Genomic DNA, 17,791 nt, shown 5'->3' on the forward strand with positions numbered 1-17,791 from the left:
ATCTTCACGCCCCCTATTTCACCCACCCAAATTAGGCATCTTCCGGTAAATGCGCTCGTGCGGGTTAAATTCCTCGTAGGCGACGCCTTTTGGCAAAAATAGAATCGATTCTTTGCTTCCGAGGCCGAGGAAGCCGCCCGCCGCTAGGCTACCGTAGAACAGTCGGTGGACTTGCTGCTGAAGGCTGTTGGCGAAATAGATCATAACATTGCGGCAGAGAATCACGTGGAACTCGTTAAACGAGCCGTCGGTGACCAGATTGTGCTGGGCAAAAATCAGGTTGTCGTCCAGCAACGGCTTAAAATAGGCGCACTGGTGATCGGTCGTGTAGTACTCGGAAAACGCCTTCGATCCGCCAGCCTTTAGGTAATTTTTTGTGTATTGCTGCATTTTCTTGAGCGGGAAGGCACCTTTTTGCGCAGCAGTCAGGGCCTTTTCGTTCATATCGGTGGCGTAAATTTTTGTCTTTTCGGCAAGCCCCTCTTCGTGGATGAGAATGGCCATCGAATAGACCTCTTCGCCAGTCGCGCAGCCTGCATGCCAGATCCGAATCTCGGGAAGCTCGCGCAGCAGCGGCACCACCTCAGTGCGAAATGCGGCAAAGAAACTCGGGTCACGGTACATCTCCGTCATTCGAATCGACAAATCATTCAACAATCGCTCCAAAGTCCCTGGCACGTGCAGCACTTTTTCCAATAACGCGGTAATCGTCGGGAGCCGTTCTCCCTTCATCCGATTCAAAATCCTCCGGGTCAGGGAGGCCCGGACATAGCCGCGAAAGTCGTACCCATACATTTGATAGAGGGCCTCGAGTAGCAAATTGATCTCAACTTCCTGAACCTCGGTCAGCACGAACGGCTCCGTCTCATTGGAAAAATCAGCCTCCGGAGTCGTTATTACCGTCGCTTCGTCCCGAGACTGAGACTCTGCTATTGGCTCCACAGCAGGATTTGTATTTTTTTCAAAAGTCGCCTCCGGTTGTCGAGCGTCGACTTCAACTGACTTCCACCCCAATGGTGGCCTTGTTAAACTGTTCACTCCGGCTTCACCTGCTCTGTCAGCCAAACCCGCATCAAGGAGAATAGCTGGTCAATATTCAACGGCTTAGTGATGTAATCGGAGGCGCCCGCCTCCATGCATTTGTCGCGCTCACCCTTCATCGCCTTGGCGGTCAGCGCGATGATGGGCAGATCCAAGAGTCCAAGCTCGCCGCGGATGATCGTCATCGCCTCATAGCCGCCCATGACTGGCATCATGATGTCCATAAAAATCAGGTCAAAATCGGCTTGGTCCCGCAACATTTCGATTGCCCGGCGTCCGTTCTTCGCGACCTTGACCGTGACACCCTTGCGCTCAAGCGCCGTTACCAACGCGAACACGTTGCGGCTGTCATCCTCGACAAGCAGCACTTTCTTTCCATTAAATAACTCATCATCGGAGCTGCATTCCGCCTCAGCCTGCTCAGCTTCAACCGAGTCTTCCTCGAGCCAGGCCACAGACTCAGCCGCCTCCTCCACTACACGTCCGGCAGCGACTTCTTCAAATGCTGAAAACACTTCCTGCTCGACTTCAAGTCTGCTCGGGATATACAACGTAAACGTGCTGCCCTTGCCGACCTCGCTCTCAACTTCGAGGGCACCGCCAAGCAAACGGGTGAATTCACGGCAAATCGAAAGGCCGAGCCCAGTACCGCCATATTGCCGGTTGGTCGTTCCGTCCACCTGCCGGAATGCATCAAAAATAATTTGCTGTTTATCCTCCGGAATGCCAATGCCGGTATCTGTTACCGAAATCACCAATACCGGAGACCCGGCTGGCCATTGTGGCAGGTTCTGGGCCACGTTATCCTCATGCTGGTCGAGTTTTCCAGTTGCATTCGCCGGACCCTGACCCAGTTTTCCAGTTGCACTCGCCAGACCCTGGTCGATTTTCCCATACTCCTCGAACACGCCACCCGGACCCTGGCCGATTTTCCCAGCCTTGGCCAGCGCAATCCGTACCGTCACCGACCCCTGTTCAGTAAACTTGAATGCATTGGACAGCAAATTTTTCAAAATTTGCTGGAGGCGCTGGCCGTCTGTTGAAATGACCGGCGGCACATCCGGTTCGGTCACGACCTCAAACGCCACATTCTTCTTCGCTGCGACCGGGTCGAACAAGCTTTTCAGTGTTTGCGGCAGCTCGGTGACATTGACTTCATCTGTTAAAATTTCAATTTTTCCAGCTTCGATTTTCGATAAATCGAGGATGTCGTCAATCAGCCGCAGCAAATCGACGCCGGACGTGTTAATGACACGGGCGTATTCGCCGACCTCGTCCTCGTCCATATCCGCACCGTTTTCCATCATCATTTGTGACAAAATCAAAATACTGTTCAACGGCGTCCGCAGCTCATGCGACATATTCGCCAGAAAATCGGACTTGTACTGCGAGCTCGCCTGAAGCTTGCGCGAATAATCCTCGAGCTCGTCCTTCGCTTTTTTCAGCTCGTACGCCCGCTGTTCGGCAAACTGCCTCTGCTCCTCCAAATAGTCATTGGTGATTTTCAGTTGCTCCTGCTGCATTTGCAATTCCTCGGATTGAGCCTGAAGCTCTTCGGACTGCGCCTGAAGTTCCTCCGTCATGACCTGCGACTCGCCCAGCAGCCGCTCGACCTCCATCCGGCCGAGTACGCTGGAAATCGAGGAGCCGAACTTGTCCTGCAGCAGGTCAAGCAGGGTCAGGTGCTTTGAGAGAAATGGCTGCAACGCTGCAAACTCGACGACTGCCTCCACCCGGCCCTCGTATAAAATCGGAGCAACCAATAAATTCCTTGGGGACGACGCGCCCAAGCCGCTCGTTACTTTCATGTGCTCCTCCGGTAATTGGTCGATGAGAAAAATCCGCTGATCAAGCGCGGCCTGGCCGACCAAGCCTTCTCCGAACCGGAAACTGGTCTTCACGGTTACCTCATCATCCTCCGTCGCATAACCGGCCACCTTGACGAAATCGACCTCGCCGCCCTGCGTCCGGCGCAGATAGAGGACCCCGTAGCAGGAGTTAAGCAGCGGCGCGAGCCGGGTGATGAACTTCTGCGCCAGCTCATTGATGTCGGTAATCCCCTGATACATCATGGAAATGTCGGTCATGCTTTTTTGCACCCATTGCTGTTTTTCGAGACTGCCAAGCAGGCTGTTCATCGCCTCGGCGAGCTCGCGCGTCTCATCATTCGTCTTCACGCTAATCCTCGTCGCCAAGTCCACCTTTGAATCGGTAATATTCTGAATCGCCCTCACGACCTGCTTAATCGTTTTGACAATCGAATTCGACAGGACCAATGCGGTTGCAATCGTAATCACTGTGACCAAGATGATAATCGCGTATAGAGTAATTTTTAAATTGGTATTGTTTTGTCTGAGGTCACTGGTGTGCTCCTCGGTGAGTTTCTTCTCTTTTTCCAAAAAAGAAGTCAGCTGGGTGCGGAGCTGGTCGGTTACCTTTTTGCCCGTCTGCTGCTCGAAATGCTTGGCCAGCTCCGCGTTATTTCCCTCCCGCTTTAGATTGATTGAGTATTCGCCTGTATTAGTCACCCAGTTTTGAATCAGTGGCTTAATTTCCTCCAGATTGCGCTGCTGGCTGCTGTTATTTTTCAACAAAGAATAGAGCTTGTTGTAGTTGTCGAGCCAGCTGCGGTTGCCCTGATGGTACGGCTCGAGGTACTCCTCCTGCCCGGTCAGCACATAGCCGCGTATCCCGGTTTCCATGTCGAGGACATTTTTATGAATCTGATTAGCCAGGTTGTGAACCTCGAGATCGTGCTTCGAAATGAATTCAACCTCATTCTGAAGCGCCGTCATCCTATTGATCACAATCAGCAGGGACAGGACGAGGCAAACCAGGATCGTCAAATAGCCAGTAATGATTTTGGCATGAATGCTGTAGTTGAAGCCCTTCATCACGGCCACCCCCTTCTGTTTTTTCTATTTCTATCATATCGTTTCTATTAATTTCACCCAATGGGGCATCTGTCCTGGGGCTATTTTCCCTTTGGAAAATTTCCTAGTTTCAAATGGGCGGCCGGCGGGTATGCACAAAGTATCACCATATAATGGAGGTTTTGAAAAATGGCTAGAACAAGAACAAAGAATCAAGCTACTATACTTTCGGAGACGATGAACAAACAGGTGGCGAATTTTTCGGTCCTGTATATGAAACTGCATCATTACCACTGGTATATAAAAGGTGAGAACTTTTTCACCTTGCACGTGAAGTTTGAAGAATTGTATACCGAGGCGGCCCTCCATGTCGATACGATCGCTGAGCGGCTGTTGGCCTTGGGCGGGACGCCGATTTCCACCCTGCAAGGCGCTTTAGAGATGGCTACGATTTCGGAGGCAACCGGCGACGAGTCGACACAGGATATGGTTGGGACACTGGCCGATGACCTGACTGCCATTTGTAAAGAGCTTACCGAAGGAATCACCTCGGCCGAGGACAACGACGACCAACCTACCGCCGATCTCTTCACGTCGATTCGGGCCTCACTGGAAAAACACCGCTGGATGCTGAAAGCGTATCTCGCGGAATAATTGCAGACAACACGACTGGGTGCTGGCTCTTCGCCGGCACCCGTTTTTTAATAGGAATTTGTTCTATGTTGATTTTCGTGTAGGTATAGGAATTCATAAGCGGAGAATTTCCGGCTAATGTATAGAGTCGAGACTTAAGAAGCAGAAATAAGCGGAGAATTTCCGCTTAACTGCTCTAAATAAGGCAAAATCCAACCATTTTTATAAGATAAGCGGAAAAACTCCCCTTATTTTTAGGGAAATATGGATATTTCCCAATTTAAACGGAATTTCTTCGCTTATTTTTCAAACAATTTTTTAAAAAAATCACCTGGTCGAAATCATCACCAAGCACATATCGTCCTTCTGGGTCTGGAGGGGTTCGGCGCTTGGCAGCAGCGCCTCTAACAGGGCCTCAGGATCCTCCGTCGCCCGCAGGCCATCGACCAGCTTCACCCTCGCGTCGTCGTATTCCTCCTCCAACCACTCCGACAGCCCGTCGGTAAACAGCAGAATCCGTGCGTCTTCCTGATAGGGAATTACCCCTTTTGTTACCTCTATTTTTTCGAAAAACCCAAGTGCGCAACAGCCCTGATCCAGCTGCTGCAATTGCCCATCGACCAGCGCAAGTCCCGCCGGGTGACCGGCATTGACATACTCAATTGTCCGGTTTTCGGTGTCCAAAACAAAATAAATAGCAGTAAAATAGTAGTTTATTAGACTTTCCGGCATATGAAGCTGGTTCATGCGCCGGTTCAGCTCCTGCATCACGGCTTCCGGATCACCCAGGCCTGTAATCGTATCCTTCAACGCCGAATATATGTACATGCACACGAGTGACGACGAAATCCCGTGGCCCATCATATCAAGCAAAATAACCCCGTAGCGGTTGGGGCTAATCTGATACCAGATGTACAAGTCACCGGCAAGCTCGAATGATGGCTTGTACACCGCTGAAATCCTGACATCGTCGTTCGTCAGCGGTTTGCTAAGCACGCTGCGCTGGACCTGCTTGGCCAAGTCCAGCTCAAATTGAATTCGTTTATCGCGCTCCTTGCGTAAATTTTTCTCGTGTTTCAGGCGAAGCACCGAGCGCATCCGGGCCAGTAGCTCCACCTTATTGATTGGTTTCATCACATAATCCAGTGCGCCGGCGTCCATGGCCTCGGCCATTTTATAGGAATCACCCATTGCTGTGACAAAAATAATCGGCAGGTCGTGGAACCGCTCGGTGGCGAGAATCGTCCGGCACGCCTCAATTCCATCGATTTCCGGCATCATCAGGTCCATCAAAATCAAGTCGACTGGCACCTCAAGTGGCTTGTCCGCATCTAACTGCAAATAGTCATACAGCTCCCGGGCCGACGTCAGTGACACCAGTTTATCGTAACCGCCCTTCTGCAGGATTTTTTCAATTATCATCAAATTCGTCAAATTATCATCGACAATTACAATATTCATAGCTGCCCCCAATCTTCTTGAGTTGGTGAGATAAATTGTTTACCGCGTTACCACAATGGGGCCTGTCCCCCATCTATTTACCGCAATACCGTATCAAGGGGCTTTCCCCCATCTATTCACTGCAATACCGTATCAAGGGGCTTTCCCCCATCCAGTCACCGCAATATTGAATCAAGGGTCTGCCCCCCGCTCGCCAGCTCCTTCCGCAGTTTTGCCAGCGCTTTTTTCTGCAGCCGCGACACGTGCATTTGCGAAATGCCCAGGTACTCGCCAGTCTCCCGCTGGCTTTTATTCGCAATAAACGTACAATGAATGATCGCCTTTTCCCGCTCTGACAGCACATCCAGAGCGCTTTCGAGCAACAGTTTCTGATCGACTTTCTCAAATCCTTCATCAGGGGTGCCGACGACATCGAGCACTGTGACCGTGCTGCCCTCGGAACCCTGTTCAATCGACTGGTCGACGGAGGCGGCCTGGTAACTCTTCCCCATCTCCATCGCCTCTAACACTTCCTCCTCGGACATCTCCAAATAGGCGGCGATTTCGTGGATCTTCGGTGAGCGTTGATACTGATTCGTCAGCTCATCCACCACCGTTTTCAGCTTCGGCCATACATCCTTGATTCGCCTCGGTACGTGAACACTCCAGGTTTTGTCCCGTAAAAATCGCTTGATCTCGCCAATCACCGTCGGAATCAAGAACGACTCAAACGGCCGGCCGACACTGACGTCAAACCTTCGGATCGCCGATAACAACCCAATCATCCCCACCTGGACGATATCTTCGTGATAATTTTTCCCTTTGGAATACTTTCGGGCAAGGCTCCCGACCAGGGCCGTGTATTGCCCCACTAGGGCATTTTGAGCCTCCGGACTTTCCGTCTCCTGAAACTCCTGAATCAGCGCCTCAATTTCTTCCTTACTTCGTCTCCTGGTTTCCGATGGTTGTGTCATGAATTTCACGCTCCCCACTCAGATACTTCGCCATGAAGACCGTTACTCCGGAATTGTTCAACACTCGGACTTCATCCATCAGCGTTTCTATCAAATATAGGCCTAACCCTCCCTCTGAAAGCTGTTCCACAGTACTACATTCCGTATAAGGGCCAAGTTCCTGTTTCTTCTGCATAAAGTTAAAGCTCTTGCCGCTGTCGGCTACTGCCATTTCCAGCTTGTCCTCGTAAATCCCAAAGCCGACAATTACCTCGCCGCCTTCCTCTTTGGCATACGCGTGCTGAACGGCGTTGGTGATCGCCTCACTTAAGGCAATTTTCATATCCTCTATTTCCTCGTATGTAAAGCCCATCCGGCTGGAAATACCTGACAGTGTCAAGCGCATCACACCAACATACTCCGGCTTGGCCGGAATTTTCATTTCAATATAATCCATCACGTCACCCATTCCCCTATCCTTTCATTTGCATCACATGGCTTAATCCAGTGATTTCAAACAGCCGCTGGAGCCTGTCCGACAGGTTCGTCAGCCTCATCTCGCCGCCATTACTCTTCATTTGTTTAAACAACCCAACGAACACCCCAAGACCGGTACTATCCAAATACGTTACGTCCTGCAGATCGACGATAATTGTTTTGCTATTTCCGTCAGCCAGAGCCGCCAACTCTTCCCGCAGCTGCGGAGCCGTAAACGCATCAATCTCCCCGGCCACTTTTACGACAACCCCCTGATCACTTTGCTTTTTGTTTATTGTGATATTCATCCATCCTCACCTCAAAATGATATTATTGGTTATATACCCACCTTGTTTATGTCCAAAACCTATTTTTTTTAAAAATTTTTATAGTATTATACCAAAATATGCTAATTATCCGAATGACCCAGATGACCTAGCACAATAGTAGGAGTTTTTGGGAGTGCCTTATTGAAAAAATGACCCCTTCTTTTTCCCTTTTAACAGGTCGCCGGTCCAGCCTTTCATTTTTAAATAGGCATACAGCAAGGCCGTCGAGACCCCAATCATGACAAGCGACAGCCCATACCCAAGCGGCCACTGCAGCTCCGGCATGTGCTTAAAATTCATCCCCCACAAGGCACCGAACGCCATCACCGGGGTGAAAACCGTCGTCATCACCGTCAAGGTCTTCATGATTTCGTTGCCGCGATGCGACGAGATCACTTCCTCAAGGTTGATCATCGAATCAAGCATCTGCTCATATTCCCCCAGCAAAGCCTGCGCCCGCTCCATCCGCTTGCAGGTCGCGGTGAACACCGTGGGGCTGGAATGCAGATTGATTTCGTCGATGACCATCCGCAGCTCGTTCAACGGAATCAGCAGCCCCTTCGCCACCATTAATTCATGACGCCGCTTATAGACAAGCTCAAGAATCCCCGTCTCATTCCGATTGCGCACGCACCAGACCAGCTTTTTGAGCTCCGCCTCAAACTGATCAATTTCCACCAGCAGATCATTTACCAACTCCCCCAGGAAAAATAAAAACCCATCAACGGCGGTTTCCATCTGGTCTAGCTGCCGGTGAAACAAATCCGGATTCGGCGCCTCCCAGTCCAAATCTACCGTCACCAGCTCCTCCCTTGTCAATTGAAAATGGAAGATTTGATAATCCTCTTCCTTAGAAAAATCTTGCCTATAAACGAGTGAACCCCTGACCACCTTTTCCCCGTTGTCCAGGCAGCTAACCCGCACACGATTGGTGTCATTGATGGGCATCTCAATCTCCTCAGGCTTGGCCTGCACCCATTTCCACTTGTTCTTACCAAACAAAGTCTCCACCGGAATCCCCCCTTTAGGTCTCAGTATTTCATTCCCGAAACCGGTCTTAACAAAACATTTTGATTTCTTATAAAACAAGCCTCTGCAAAACATGGACAATTTTTTCAGAAAACCGGCCATAGCAAAAGATAGTTTCATTTTTCAAAAAGCCGGCTTTCACAAAATATGGGTTTCATTTTTGGCAAAAAACCGGCCTTAACAAAAACATGGGTTTCATTTTTAAAAGATAGGGTATTTATTAAAAAAAGGAGGTAATAACAATGGCAAAAGCATTAAAAATGGGAACATTGTTAGCTGTTGGTGCTGGTGCGTCGGCCGCGTTGTGGTTATCGAATAAACCGAATCGGGTCAAGGCGGAGACGCTGCTGCGGGACTGGAAACGGAAAATCAAGCCGAATGTATTCCAAAAATCAGAGGAGCTGCCGATTGAAAAAGGCGGCAACCCCCACCCGCGCGATATCGAAGACAATAAAATGGTCGACGAAGGCGCCATGTACTCCGTACAATTCTATAATGAAAAAATTCAGTAACCTGACCTCGGGGACAGTTCTCCTGGCTCCAGCCATGTCATCGCGAATGACCATGGGAGGGGCCACACGGGCTGTCCCCTGCTTTATGTGAGGTGACCTTGATGATATTTTTCCTGCTGATCTACTTTATGATCATTTTTACAGTGATTGAGATCTTTGTAGTTTTGTTTCGCTTGACGAGGCTAAAGGTTGAGGTGTCACGGTTTCAGGTGATTTCCATGATGACGGGCACGGGCTTCACAACGGACGAGTCGGAGTTGATTTCCGGGCACCCGATTCGCCGCAAGCTGGCCACCTTCCTTATCCTGTTCGGCGTCTTTTCGATGGCCGTCATCATCTCCTCAATCAGTGAATTCCTGTCAAACGGGCTCCGGCTGAAGGAAATCGGTACCGCGGCGGCGGCCGTCCTCCTCGTATTAGCTATTCTGAAGCTGAGCAGCGTTCAAAGGCTTTTATTCTATTTTTTTAATCGTAAAATGGAACAGACAATTGAGCTTGCCGATTATCCTATCGGGGAGATTTTTTTAAAAAGCAACCAAGACACGATGATCGGGCTTCGGGTATATGAAGATTCCCAACTTGCCAACCGGACAATCCGGAAGGTCGTCCCTAACATTGATGAGGTGGACCTCACCGTCCTATTCATCAAACGCGGCAACCTCACGATTCGAAAGAATATCTACTATACCACCCTCCATGAAGGCGACCAACTCCTTCTGTACGGAAACAAAAAAGTGATGCTCGAAACGTTCCAGCACGACATTGACGTCATGAAGAAACATTCCTGACCTCGGCTACCCTCCCATATAAAAAGACTGGCAGTTCAGCTTACTGCCAGTCTTCTTTTTATGCTCCTGTTCGCTTCATATCTTTTGAATCTCCAAATATAAAATGTGGTAGCCACTTGCTTCATGAATTTTGAACATACAGCCCTCCGCTTCGACAACGGCACCGGCGCCGATTTGCGCTGCATTGTATTGTGTGAGGAACCAGCCGCCAATCGTATCGACGTCCTCGGCGGTCAGGGTGATGTCGAGCAGCTGGTTGACCGCCGCGATTGGCACTTTGGCATCGACAATATAGTGATTTTCCGCAATCTCGCGGATTTCGGCGACTTCATCGGCATCAAACTCATCGCGGACTTCGCCGACGATCTCCTCGATGATGTCCTCGACCGTCACCAGCCCCGAGGTGCCGCCGTATTCATCCAGCAAGATTGCCATGTGAATCCTCTCCATCTGCATTCTCACCAGCAAATCATGAATCGGAATTGTTTCAATCACCCGAATCACCGGCTGAATATACGATTTGATTTTCCAATTTTCATATAAACCCTTATTCATCAATCTTGCTGTTAAAAACCTTTTTACGTTCATTACGCCGATAACATGGTCCTTATCGCCTTCCACGACCGGATAGCGGGTATACCCCTCTGTCTTCAGCTTTTGCAGGACTTCTTGCACCGGGTCATCGACCGAGATGCAGCTCATTTCCAGCCGCGGCACCATGATTTCCTTGGCTGTGCGCTCATCAAATTCAAAAATATTGTTAACATACTGATACTCGTTCTCGTTAATTTCCCCCTGCTCGAGACTCGCCGCCAACAGCAACCGCAGCTCTTCCTCGGAATGAGCAAGCTCCTGCTCCGAGGCCGGTTTTAAGCCGAAAACACCGGCAAGCGCCCGCGCCGAGCCGTTCAGTGCCCAAATAAACGGATGCATGATTTTGTTAAACCAAATAATCGGCTTGGCGAACAGCAGCGTGATTGCCTCCGCTTTCTGGATGGCGACCGTCTTCGGCGCCAATTCACCGACAACGACATGTAGAAACGTGACAGAAACGAAGGCAAGGACAAAGGAAAATAGCTCGGTCAGCGATTCGTTTAGATGTAACGCTGCGAATAACGGGTGCAGCAATTTTTCCACAGTCGGTTCCCCGAGCCAGCCGAGCCCGAGCGCTGTCACCGTGATGCCCAGCTGGCAAGCCGACAGGTATTCATCGAGGTGCGTAACCACTTGCTTCGCCGCAAGCGCACCCTTCCGCTTTTCCAGGATCAATTCATCAATCCGCGACGGCCGTACCTTGACAATCGCAAACTCCACTGCGACAAAAAAGCCGGTGAACAAGATCAGCAGAACAATCAACAACAAATTCACCATCATCCGGCATCCCTCCTCTCTTTTTTAAAAAATAACAATCCGAAATCGGCTGGCGATTCGGATTGTATTTCGAGCCCTATTCCAAGATTACGGTCTCATATTTTGATCAAGCTTATCATCCAGCTTGCGTAAATATTTTGCGGCGAATTCCTTGCCGCCGAGGCCGAATGACAGTCCAAACGCGAGCGCCAGCCCGCCCAACAAGAGAATGAACGCAGCGTTGACGATGGAATGAGCCACGCCCAACTGGTCGAGTGTCATAAAGATGGTTACGGCGAAAATGGCATACTTGGCTGTGAGCGCAAGTGTCCGGGCATAGCTCTTCTTGACCACATTTTTGACAATCCTTTCGGCCAGATTTCCGGCGTACAGACCGATGCCTAAGATGACCAGTGCGGCGAATACCATCGGCAGGTAGGCCAGCACGGCTGACGCCAGTGTTACCAAGAAGTCTAAACCGACAATTTGCAAGGCTTCCACGGTAAACAACAGGACAATGACTATTTTTACAAGGAGCCCAACAAGCTGCGATAGGCTGTACTTTGGCTGCTGGGGCGTTAAGGAGCCGATTCCCATTTGGTAAAATAGATTATCAAATCGTAGGCGCCACAGCATTTGCGCGACGAAGGTTTCGACCCATTTTCCGAGCCAGATCCCCGCCAAAATCAAGAGCACGGCCACAACAATATTCGGAATCAGCGTCACTACTTTGTGCAGCATTGCAATGGCCGGCGCGGACACGCCTTCCAAATCCAATTTTTCCAAAGCAGTGATGATGGTAGGAATCAAGATTAAGATAAACGCGATATTTCCCACAATACCAGCGAGGTCAAGCTTGCCTGTGACCCCTAACCGTTCCCCCAATTTGTCTGTGCCCATACTGTTTAAAAAATTAGTCAGGATATCACGGACTAATTTCGCTATCAGCCACCCGATAAATAAAATGATCGCCGCGGCAAATAGTTTCGGGATAAAGGACAAGAAGCTTGTCAGAATGCCTTCAACCGGTTCCGAAACACCGTCGATTTGTAGCGCGCCAAGGACTCCAGGTAAGAACAGGAGCAGGACGAAGTAGAACAGCGCGTTGGCGATGTTGGCCACTTTTTCGCGGCCATCCATTTCGGTCTTGGCCATGTTCCATTTTATTAATCGTGCTGGCAAATGGATGGCGGCTGCGCCTTTCTCAAACGCTTTGCGCAGGAGGGTGGCAATGACCCAGGCAAACAGCAGAATCAGCGCCGCTTTTAATACGTTTGGAATCGCGCCGGTGATCGACGACAGCATGTTCACGAGTGGTGAGGCGATAAAACTCAGGTTTAGCATATTAAAGAAGATAATCAACACAAGCACCAGCAATAAATAGTAAACCAGTTTTCCGATGATTTTTTCTGAAGGGTACCTCTTGGTGCCGAAGTTTGAAAAAAGCCGGTCGTCAAAGCTTGTTTTTCTTAGGGCAGCTTCGACAACCTTGCCGAGCTTTTTGGCGACTAGCCAGCCGACTAATAAAATAAGAAGTGCAAAAATCAGGTTCGGCAGCCGGTCGGTATATATGTACCATCCTGCCGTCATATCATGCAAATTCATTTAAACCTCTCCTTTTCTCTGTATTGTTGGTGTTGGTTTATCACGCTCTGATAGGTATATAACCACGTTTGGAAAAATTGAAACTTGTTTTCTAGCAAGTGTGGTTTTTCAATAGAGAATTTCCTTTTTATAACGACAAAGTGGGCTAAATTCCTTCAAAAAAATGTTTCATCTATTTTTCCACTGGGAATATAAGGAGAGCACGGCAAACGAATCGGGAGCTTAGCTGCTTTTGATTCTCATAAAAATTTTTGGGAGGGAAATCGAATGGATTTGAATCGCAAGAATTTAGTCGTTGCCGGTATGGCTGCGTTATTGACCTTTGGCGGTTTGGCCGGCTGCGGTGATGGCGTCGACCAGGATAACGGCATTAGCGATGGCAAGCAAAAGGACCAAATTGACCAAGAAACAAAAGATGATGCTAAAGGTACGATGAAAGAAGCAAAGGAAAATATTAAAGAAGCGATGAAAGACGTCGAAAAGGAACTTAATGAAAAAAGCAAGGATCAGCAGTAATTTTTTTCAACAGGAATAACGGAAAGAAACAAATATAAGGAGGATGTAACCATGAATAAAGATAAAGTAAAAGGCAGTGTTGATCAGGTAAAAGGTGAGCTTAAGGAGCAATGGGGCCGGTTAACCGATGACCAGTCTCAGGTCGCCGAAGGGAAGGTCGACAAGGCGAAAGGGAAATTAAAAGAAGGATACGGTGAGGTCAAGGACAAGCTAACGGATTAATGACCGTGTTCGTTTATAGAAATCTACTATTATAGAGGAGGAACGCAAATGGACAAGCATGAAAAAAATGTTGTCGGAGTTTATGATACGGAACAGGAAGCGATTGCCGCAATTGATCAGCTGTTAAAAAGAGGCTACAGCCAAAATGAAATCTCGGTAATCGGGAAGCGTGTTGATCATGTTACGGAGGAAACTGGGGCGGCCGTAGAAGAGTCGGCGGCGACTGGGGCGATTGCCGGTGGGGCAATTGGCGGTGTTACCGGGTTGTTGGCCGGCGCCGGCGCGTTGGCGATCCCGGGAATCGGCCCGTTAATCGCCGCCGGACCGATTGCGACCAGTATTGTGGGTTTGGTTACCGGTGCAGGCTTGGGCGGATTGACCGGTGCGCTCGTCGGAATGGGCATTCCTGATGAGGAAGCAGAGTACTATGAAAACTCGATTAAGGAAGGGAAAATCCTCGTGCTTGTGGAGAAAAGGTCGGACGATCACATAAATGACCGAAATTATATTCATAATCATATGGAGGACAGCACCGCTACACTAGTGGCTGGTCACCCCAAAGGAGTACGGGAGCATAAGGAGGACGAGTTCATTTCCGAGAAAAGGCCATTTCCGGATGCACCGGGTGCGGGCATTAAATCTCGTGAAATGGGGTCAACGATTGACGAAAATATAGACTTGGAAAGCAGGAGTGCTTTGGACGAGGTCGCTGCTGCCAGGGAGAGCGGTTCAACCTTGGACAGAGGCACGGATGATTGGGAGAATGAGGCAACCTTGAATAAAGGCTCGATTGCGGGGGAGAATGGTTCCGCTCTCAACAATACCTCCGGCTCCTCCCTGAAAGGCGGCTCAACCCCGATTGAGAAGGCCAATAACAGCTCGATGGCCCGAGACTATGAAGAAGTCGAAAGACTGGGGAATGAAATGGAAGAAGCAAAAACAGAACCGGAGCTCCGTAAAGAACACCTCAAGCCCGACCCAATGCAATCAGAAAAGTTGATCGATGAGCACACAAACACTTCAAAATCGCGATAAATACAACAAGACTTTGAAAATAAGCAAAAAGAAGAGGCCCCGTCGCCTCTTCTTTTTCAAATTCATCACTAGGTTATAACGACAAGCACCGCCGCCACTCACCCATAGACTTGAAAATTGTTTCTGCCTTTTTCCTTTGCTTTGTACAAGGCTACGTCCGCATGTTTCAACAAGCTTTTAACGTCTTGGTTGTAATCGTCAAAGAATGAGATCCCGATACTGGCTGATATCTTCCTGTCAAAGCTTTGTATTTTCCAAGTAATTTGCAAGGAATGTATGATCCTTTCAGCTATGTGAATTGCCTCTTGTTTGTCATTCAATTCATTCATTAAGATGACAAATTCATCTCCGCCTAATCTTGCCAATAGATCGTTCTTGCGAATGCATCCCTTTACGCGGTGTGCTAGGGACGTGTTGGTTACCTTTAACCGATGTGGAGCTCCTTGTGACTGTTATCTTACCGTTTACTCTAATCCACACAACGCCCTTGTCTAACCACTTTCAAATCCTTCCTTCCTGAATTTGCTTGTGAAATCGGACGGATGATAATAACTTGAGGCCTCTCAGCTTTGGGATGATGGCTTCGAGCATGGCAATTGCCTCGTCCCGTCTGCCGTCATGAACCGCCTGGTCGACCTCCAGCGTTTTTAGTAAAAAGTGATCCTTTATTTTCCCCTTATGTTGTTTGAATGCTTCGACATCGTCCTCGTTTATGGCAATATACGCAAAGGCATACCACTTGGACTTATTTTCGCGCATTTGGCTTAATAATTCCTTTGCCCTCCCGTATTGCTTTTGCTCAAGGAGCAGCATGATTTCTGCCATCGTTTTGGAACTTCCAGGCCGGATTCTTTCGATTGCCTTTTCTGCTTCTGGCCAATTGAAATCAAGGAAATGGTATAAGAATTGGAAGAACGGCCGTTTTGATTTCCTTAAAGTTGCCAGCATCTTTTCGGGATCTTTTCCGAATAAAAGTGGGTTTCGCATCAAGAAAATAATGAATAAAACGGCGAGGATACCGTACATAATCAAGATTGGAACCTGGAAAAACCCCATCAAAAAAGCCATTATTAAGACAATCAACAAAAACCAAATCATAAAATCCCCCACAAACTTTCTTTATTTATATCTTAAATAAATATTCCACAACGAAGGCCTGTTTCCTTTAAGAAGTGCATTCCTGCGGACATTTCCTCTCCTTTTTCGGTCGGTTTTGTCCGCAGAACCACTTCCTGTGGACATTCCCGCTCCTTCTTCCACCCATTTTGTCTGCAGAACCAAGCCCACAAAAAAAGAAGAGGTCCCCCAACCTCTTCTTTCCCTTTAAAAACCCCTTTATTGACCGTATATACTTAAAGTGTCCACCCCACGAGGACAAATCCCCCAATTTGTCCACGAGTGGTGCCTGACACCAATGAAACCAATGACACCAATAACACCCTTTACACCATTCAAACAGTCGAAACCTACCCCTGACTAAAGAAGTCCATGAGCACGTCCAGGTTGTTGTGCATGAAGTCTAATGCCAGGTTTGGCATGACTCCGAATAGGATGCTTCCGACGACTGCAATGATCAACACAACTAGTATGCCGAATGGGATGTTGAATTTGCTTTCGTCGGCGGCTGGACGGAAGAACATTTGCACCATGATGCCGAAGTAGTAGAAGTACGACACGACCGTGGTCGCGATCATGATCGATGCCAGCACGTAGTGTGGCTGCTGCACCACGAATGTTCCGATAAAGATGTTCAGCTTGCCGATAAATCCTGCTGTGCCCGGGAAGCCGGCAAGTGATACCAAAAGGATACCCATTGCCACGGCCAGCACTGGCGCACGGCGGTACAGCCCAGCAAAATCAGCGATTTTTTCCGAACCGGTCTTCGCCGTTACCACCTGGATGACCGCGAACGCACCTATGTTCATCAACAGGTAGGCGAGCAGGTAGAACCACATCGTATAGAAAATATTCGGTGTCATTGTCGTCAGAGCGACCAACAAGTAGCCGGCGTGGGCGATTGACGAGTAGGCAAACAGTCGTTTGATGTTTGTCTGCTTCAACGCCACGACGTTACCGATGATCATTGTCGCTCCCGCCAAGACAGCAATGTAGTTTTGCATATCGTACATAATTGGCATTGAACCCGGGCCGTCTGTTGCCGCTGAGTAAAACACCGTCAGCATAATCCGCAGCACAATCACGAATCCGGCCGTTTTTGAGACAACGCTCAAGAATGCGGTAACCGGTGTCGGCGCGCCTTGGTAGACGTCAGGCGCCCACATATGGAACGGAGCGGCTGCCAGTTTGAACGCCAAGCCAACCAATACCATCAAGAACGACAACCCGAGCAGGTATGCCTGCTGGCCGTCCATCAACTGCGACAGCTGTCCGGCAATGTTCAATAGGTTTGTCGAACCGGTCAAGCCATACACATAGCTCAGCCCGAACAGGATAATCGCAGAGGAAATACTGCCGTTGATCACGTATTTCATCGCGGACTCGTTGGACTGCAAATTGTTTTTGCGGATGCCCGCCAAAATATAAGAAGAAATCGATAATAATTCAAGACCGATGTACAGCGTGATCAAGTCTCCGCTCGAAGTCATGATCATTCCGCCAAGCAAGGCCGTTAGGAACAGGTAATAGAACTCTCCTTTATAAAGCTCCAGCCCTTCTTTCGCCTCGTAGCTGACAGCGAGGAACAGTACCAAACCGGCACCGCCGAGCAACAGCAGCTTAAACGCGATGGCAAAGCTGTCCAAACGGAACGTGTCGTCGAGAATCGACTCGACCGGACCGCCGGCAAGAGGCACCAAGGACACCATTGCCGCGAAAACGGCGGCAATGCCGATCCAGCCAAGGATTTTTCGGTCCAACGTTTTTGGCATAAATAAATCAAAGATTGTCAACAGAGCAATCACGCCAAGGATGATGAACTCCGGGACCATGACGCTCCAGTTGTATGATAATAATGTATCAAGACTCATC

17 protein-coding genes and 1 pseudogene are annotated in these 17,791 nt (G+C 49.1%); 6 read left to right on the plus strand and 12 right to left on the minus strand.

Going from position 1 to position 17,791, the window contains the following annotated elements:
- Positions 1-18: 18 nt before the first annotated feature.
- Both AR334_RS11035 and AR334_RS11040 read right to left on the minus strand, forming a co-directional pair.
- Positions 19-852 (minus strand): protein-glutamate O-methyltransferase CheR, encoded by an 834-nt coding sequence (locus AR334_RS11035; RefSeq protein ID WP_066310755.1) that lies wholly within the window; start codon positions 850-852, stop codon positions 19-21.
- Between the two features lie 182 nt (positions 853-1,034).
- The gene (locus tag AR334_RS11040) at positions 1,035-3,935 is read right to left on the minus strand and encodes a CHASE3 domain-containing protein (protein ID WP_082692901.1); all 2,901 of its coding nucleotides are present in this window, start codon (positions 3,933-3,935) and stop codon (positions 1,035-1,037) included.
- Positions 3,936-4,103: 168 nt separating this feature from the next.
- On the opposite strand from AR334_RS11040, the gene AR334_RS11045 reads away from it, so the two are divergent.
- The gene (locus AR334_RS11045) at positions 4,104-4,568 is read left to right on the plus strand and encodes a Dps family protein (protein WP_066309901.1); all 465 of its coding nucleotides are present in this window, start codon (positions 4,104-4,106) and stop codon (positions 4,566-4,568) included.
- Positions 4,569-4,874: 306 nt separating this feature from the next.
- On the opposite strand, the gene AR334_RS11050 is transcribed toward AR334_RS11045, so the two are convergent.
- The 5 genes from AR334_RS11050 to AR334_RS11070 all read right to left on the minus strand — a co-directional run bounded on the left by AR334_RS11050 (position 4,875) and on the right by AR334_RS11070 (position 8,757).
- Positions 4,875-6,008: a PP2C family protein-serine/threonine phosphatase gene (locus tag AR334_RS11050; protein ID WP_066309906.1), complete on the minus strand. Its 1,134-nt coding sequence runs from the start codon at positions 6,006-6,008 to the stop codon at positions 4,875-4,877.
- 155 nt (positions 6,009-6,163) lie between these two features.
- Entirely contained in the window at positions 6,164-6,961 is a 798-nt protein-coding gene (gene sigB, locus AR334_RS11055) for an RNA polymerase sigma factor SigB (protein WP_066309910.1), read from the minus strand.
- Positions 6,927-7,409, minus strand: a complete 483-nt coding sequence (rsbW, locus tag AR334_RS11060) for an anti-sigma B factor RsbW (RefSeq protein WP_066309913.1) — start codon at positions 7,407-7,409, stop codon at positions 6,927-6,929. Before rsbW ends, sigB begins: the two co-directional genes overlap by 35 nt.
- Positions 7,410-7,413: 4 nt before the next feature.
- Positions 7,414-7,725, minus strand: coding sequence for an STAS domain-containing protein (locus AR334_RS11065; RefSeq protein WP_066309920.1), 312 nt, complete (start codon positions 7,723-7,725; stop codon positions 7,414-7,416).
- Positions 7,726-7,884: 159 nt separating this feature from the next.
- Entirely contained in the window at positions 7,885-8,757 is an 873-nt protein-coding gene (locus tag AR334_RS11070) for a magnesium transporter CorA family protein (RefSeq protein WP_066309923.1), read from the minus strand.
- 260 nt (positions 8,758-9,017) lie between these two features.
- On the opposite strand from AR334_RS11070, the gene AR334_RS11075 reads away from it, so the two are divergent.
- Together AR334_RS11075 and AR334_RS11080 are read left to right on the plus strand one after the other, a co-directional pair.
- Positions 9,018-9,287: a hypothetical protein gene (locus AR334_RS11075; protein ID WP_066309926.1), complete on the plus strand. Its 270-nt coding sequence runs from the start codon at positions 9,018-9,020 to the stop codon at positions 9,285-9,287.
- 101 nt (positions 9,288-9,388) lie between these two features.
- Positions 9,389-10,075 carry a TrkA C-terminal domain-containing protein gene (locus AR334_RS11080; RefSeq protein WP_066309928.1) on the plus strand — a complete coding sequence of 229 codons (687 nt, stop codon included), beginning with the start codon at positions 9,389-9,391 and terminating at the stop codon, positions 10,073-10,075.
- A 75-nt stretch (positions 10,076-10,150) separates the two neighbouring features.
- Here the strand turns inward: AR334_RS11080 and AR334_RS11085 are convergent, their stop codons facing one another.
- Both AR334_RS11085 and AR334_RS11090 read right to left on the minus strand, forming a co-directional pair.
- Positions 10,151-11,449 (minus strand): hemolysin family protein, encoded by a 1,299-nt coding sequence (locus AR334_RS11085; protein ID WP_066309931.1) that lies wholly within the window; start codon positions 11,447-11,449, stop codon positions 10,151-10,153.
- Positions 11,450-11,533: 84 nt separating this feature from the next.
- Positions 11,534-13,030 (minus strand): mechanosensitive ion channel, encoded by a 1,497-nt coding sequence (locus tag AR334_RS11090; protein WP_066309939.1) that lies wholly within the window; start codon positions 13,028-13,030, stop codon positions 11,534-11,536.
- Positions 13,031-13,297: 267 nt separating this feature from the next.
- On the opposite strand from AR334_RS11090, the gene AR334_RS11095 reads away from it, so the two are divergent.
- From AR334_RS11095 to AR334_RS30150, 3 genes are read left to right on the plus strand one after another with little or no spacing between them, the layout of a single operon-like run.
- Positions 13,298-13,546, plus strand: a complete 249-nt coding sequence (locus AR334_RS11095) for a hypothetical protein (protein WP_066309945.1) — start codon at positions 13,298-13,300, stop codon at positions 13,544-13,546.
- Positions 13,547-13,597: 51 nt separating this feature from the next.
- The gene (locus tag AR334_RS11100; RefSeq protein ID WP_066309947.1) at positions 13,598-13,768 is read left to right on the plus strand and encodes a CsbD family protein; all 171 of its coding nucleotides are present in this window, start codon (positions 13,598-13,600) and stop codon (positions 13,766-13,768) included.
- Positions 13,769-13,816: 48 nt separating this feature from the next.
- Positions 13,817-14,803 (plus strand): general stress protein, encoded by a 987-nt coding sequence (locus tag AR334_RS30150; protein WP_082692903.1) that lies wholly within the window; start codon positions 13,817-13,819, stop codon positions 14,801-14,803.
- 98 nt (positions 14,804-14,901) lie between these two features.
- Here the strand turns inward: AR334_RS30150 and AR334_RS11110 are convergent.
- The 3 genes and pseudogenes from AR334_RS11110 to nuoN all read right to left on the minus strand — a co-directional run.
- Positions 14,902-15,201 (minus strand): annotated as a pseudogene (locus AR334_RS11110) (diguanylate cyclase); the annotation flags it as partial.
- Positions 15,202-15,304: 103 nt separating this feature from the next.
- Positions 15,305-15,901 (minus strand): hypothetical protein, encoded by a 597-nt coding sequence (locus tag AR334_RS11115; protein WP_066309955.1) that lies wholly within the window; start codon positions 15,899-15,901, stop codon positions 15,305-15,307.
- Positions 15,902-16,269: 368 nt separating this feature from the next.
- Entirely contained in the window at positions 16,270-17,790 is a 1,521-nt protein-coding gene (nuoN, locus tag AR334_RS11120; protein WP_066309957.1) for an NADH-quinone oxidoreductase subunit NuoN, read from the minus strand.
- Between the last annotated feature and the right edge of the window lies 1 nt (position 17,791).

Origin of the sequence: Bacillus sp. FJAT-29814 (genome assembly GCF_001510715.1) — a bacterium.
Taxonomy (GTDB): domain Bacteria; phylum Bacillota; class Bacilli; order Bacillales; family Cytobacillaceae; genus Neobacillus.

Coding starts and splice junctions, on each gene's coding strand:
- sigB (WP_066309910.1), bottom strand. CDS start 6,961: ATGACACAACCATCGGAAACCAGGAGACGAAGTAAGGAAGAAATTGAG.
- AR334_RS11095 (WP_066309945.1), top strand. CDS start 13,298: ATGGATTTGAATCGCAAGAATTTAGTCGTTGCCGGTATGGCTGCGTTA.
- AR334_RS11050 (WP_066309906.1), bottom strand. CDS start 6,008: ATGAATATTGTAATTGTCGATGATAATTTGACGAATTTGATGATAATT.
- nuoN (WP_066309957.1), bottom strand. CDS start 17,790: ATGAGTCTTGATACATTATTATCATACAACTGGAGCGTCATGGTCCCG.
- AR334_RS11085 (WP_066309931.1), bottom strand. CDS start 11,449: ATGATGGTGAATTTGTTGTTGATTGTTCTGCTGATCTTGTTCACCGGC.
- AR334_RS30150 (WP_082692903.1), top strand. CDS start 13,817: ATGGACAAGCATGAAAAAAATGTTGTCGGAGTTTATGATACGGAACAG.
- AR334_RS11100 (WP_066309947.1), top strand. CDS start 13,598: ATGAATAAAGATAAAGTAAAAGGCAGTGTTGATCAGGTAAAAGGTGAG.
- AR334_RS11040 (WP_082692901.1), bottom strand. CDS start 3,935: ATGAAGGGCTTCAACTACAGCATTCATGCCAAAATCATTACTGGCTAT.
- AR334_RS11115 (WP_066309955.1), bottom strand. CDS start 15,901: ATGATTTGGTTTTTGTTGATTGTCTTAATAATGGCTTTTTTGATGGGG.
- AR334_RS11045 (WP_066309901.1), top strand. CDS start 4,104: ATGGCTAGAACAAGAACAAAGAATCAAGCTACTATACTTTCGGAGACG.
- AR334_RS11075 (WP_066309926.1), top strand. CDS start 9,018: ATGGCAAAAGCATTAAAAATGGGAACATTGTTAGCTGTTGGTGCTGGT.
- AR334_RS11080 (WP_066309928.1), top strand. CDS start 9,389: ATGATATTTTTCCTGCTGATCTACTTTATGATCATTTTTACAGTGATT.
- AR334_RS11090 (WP_066309939.1), bottom strand. CDS start 13,030: ATGAATTTGCATGATATGACGGCAGGATGGTACATATATACCGACCGG.
- AR334_RS11065 (WP_066309920.1), bottom strand. CDS start 7,725: ATGAATATCACAATAAACAAAAAGCAAAGTGATCAGGGGGTTGTCGTA.
- rsbW (WP_066309913.1), bottom strand. CDS start 7,409: ATGGGTGACGTGATGGATTATATTGAAATGAAAATTCCGGCCAAGCCG.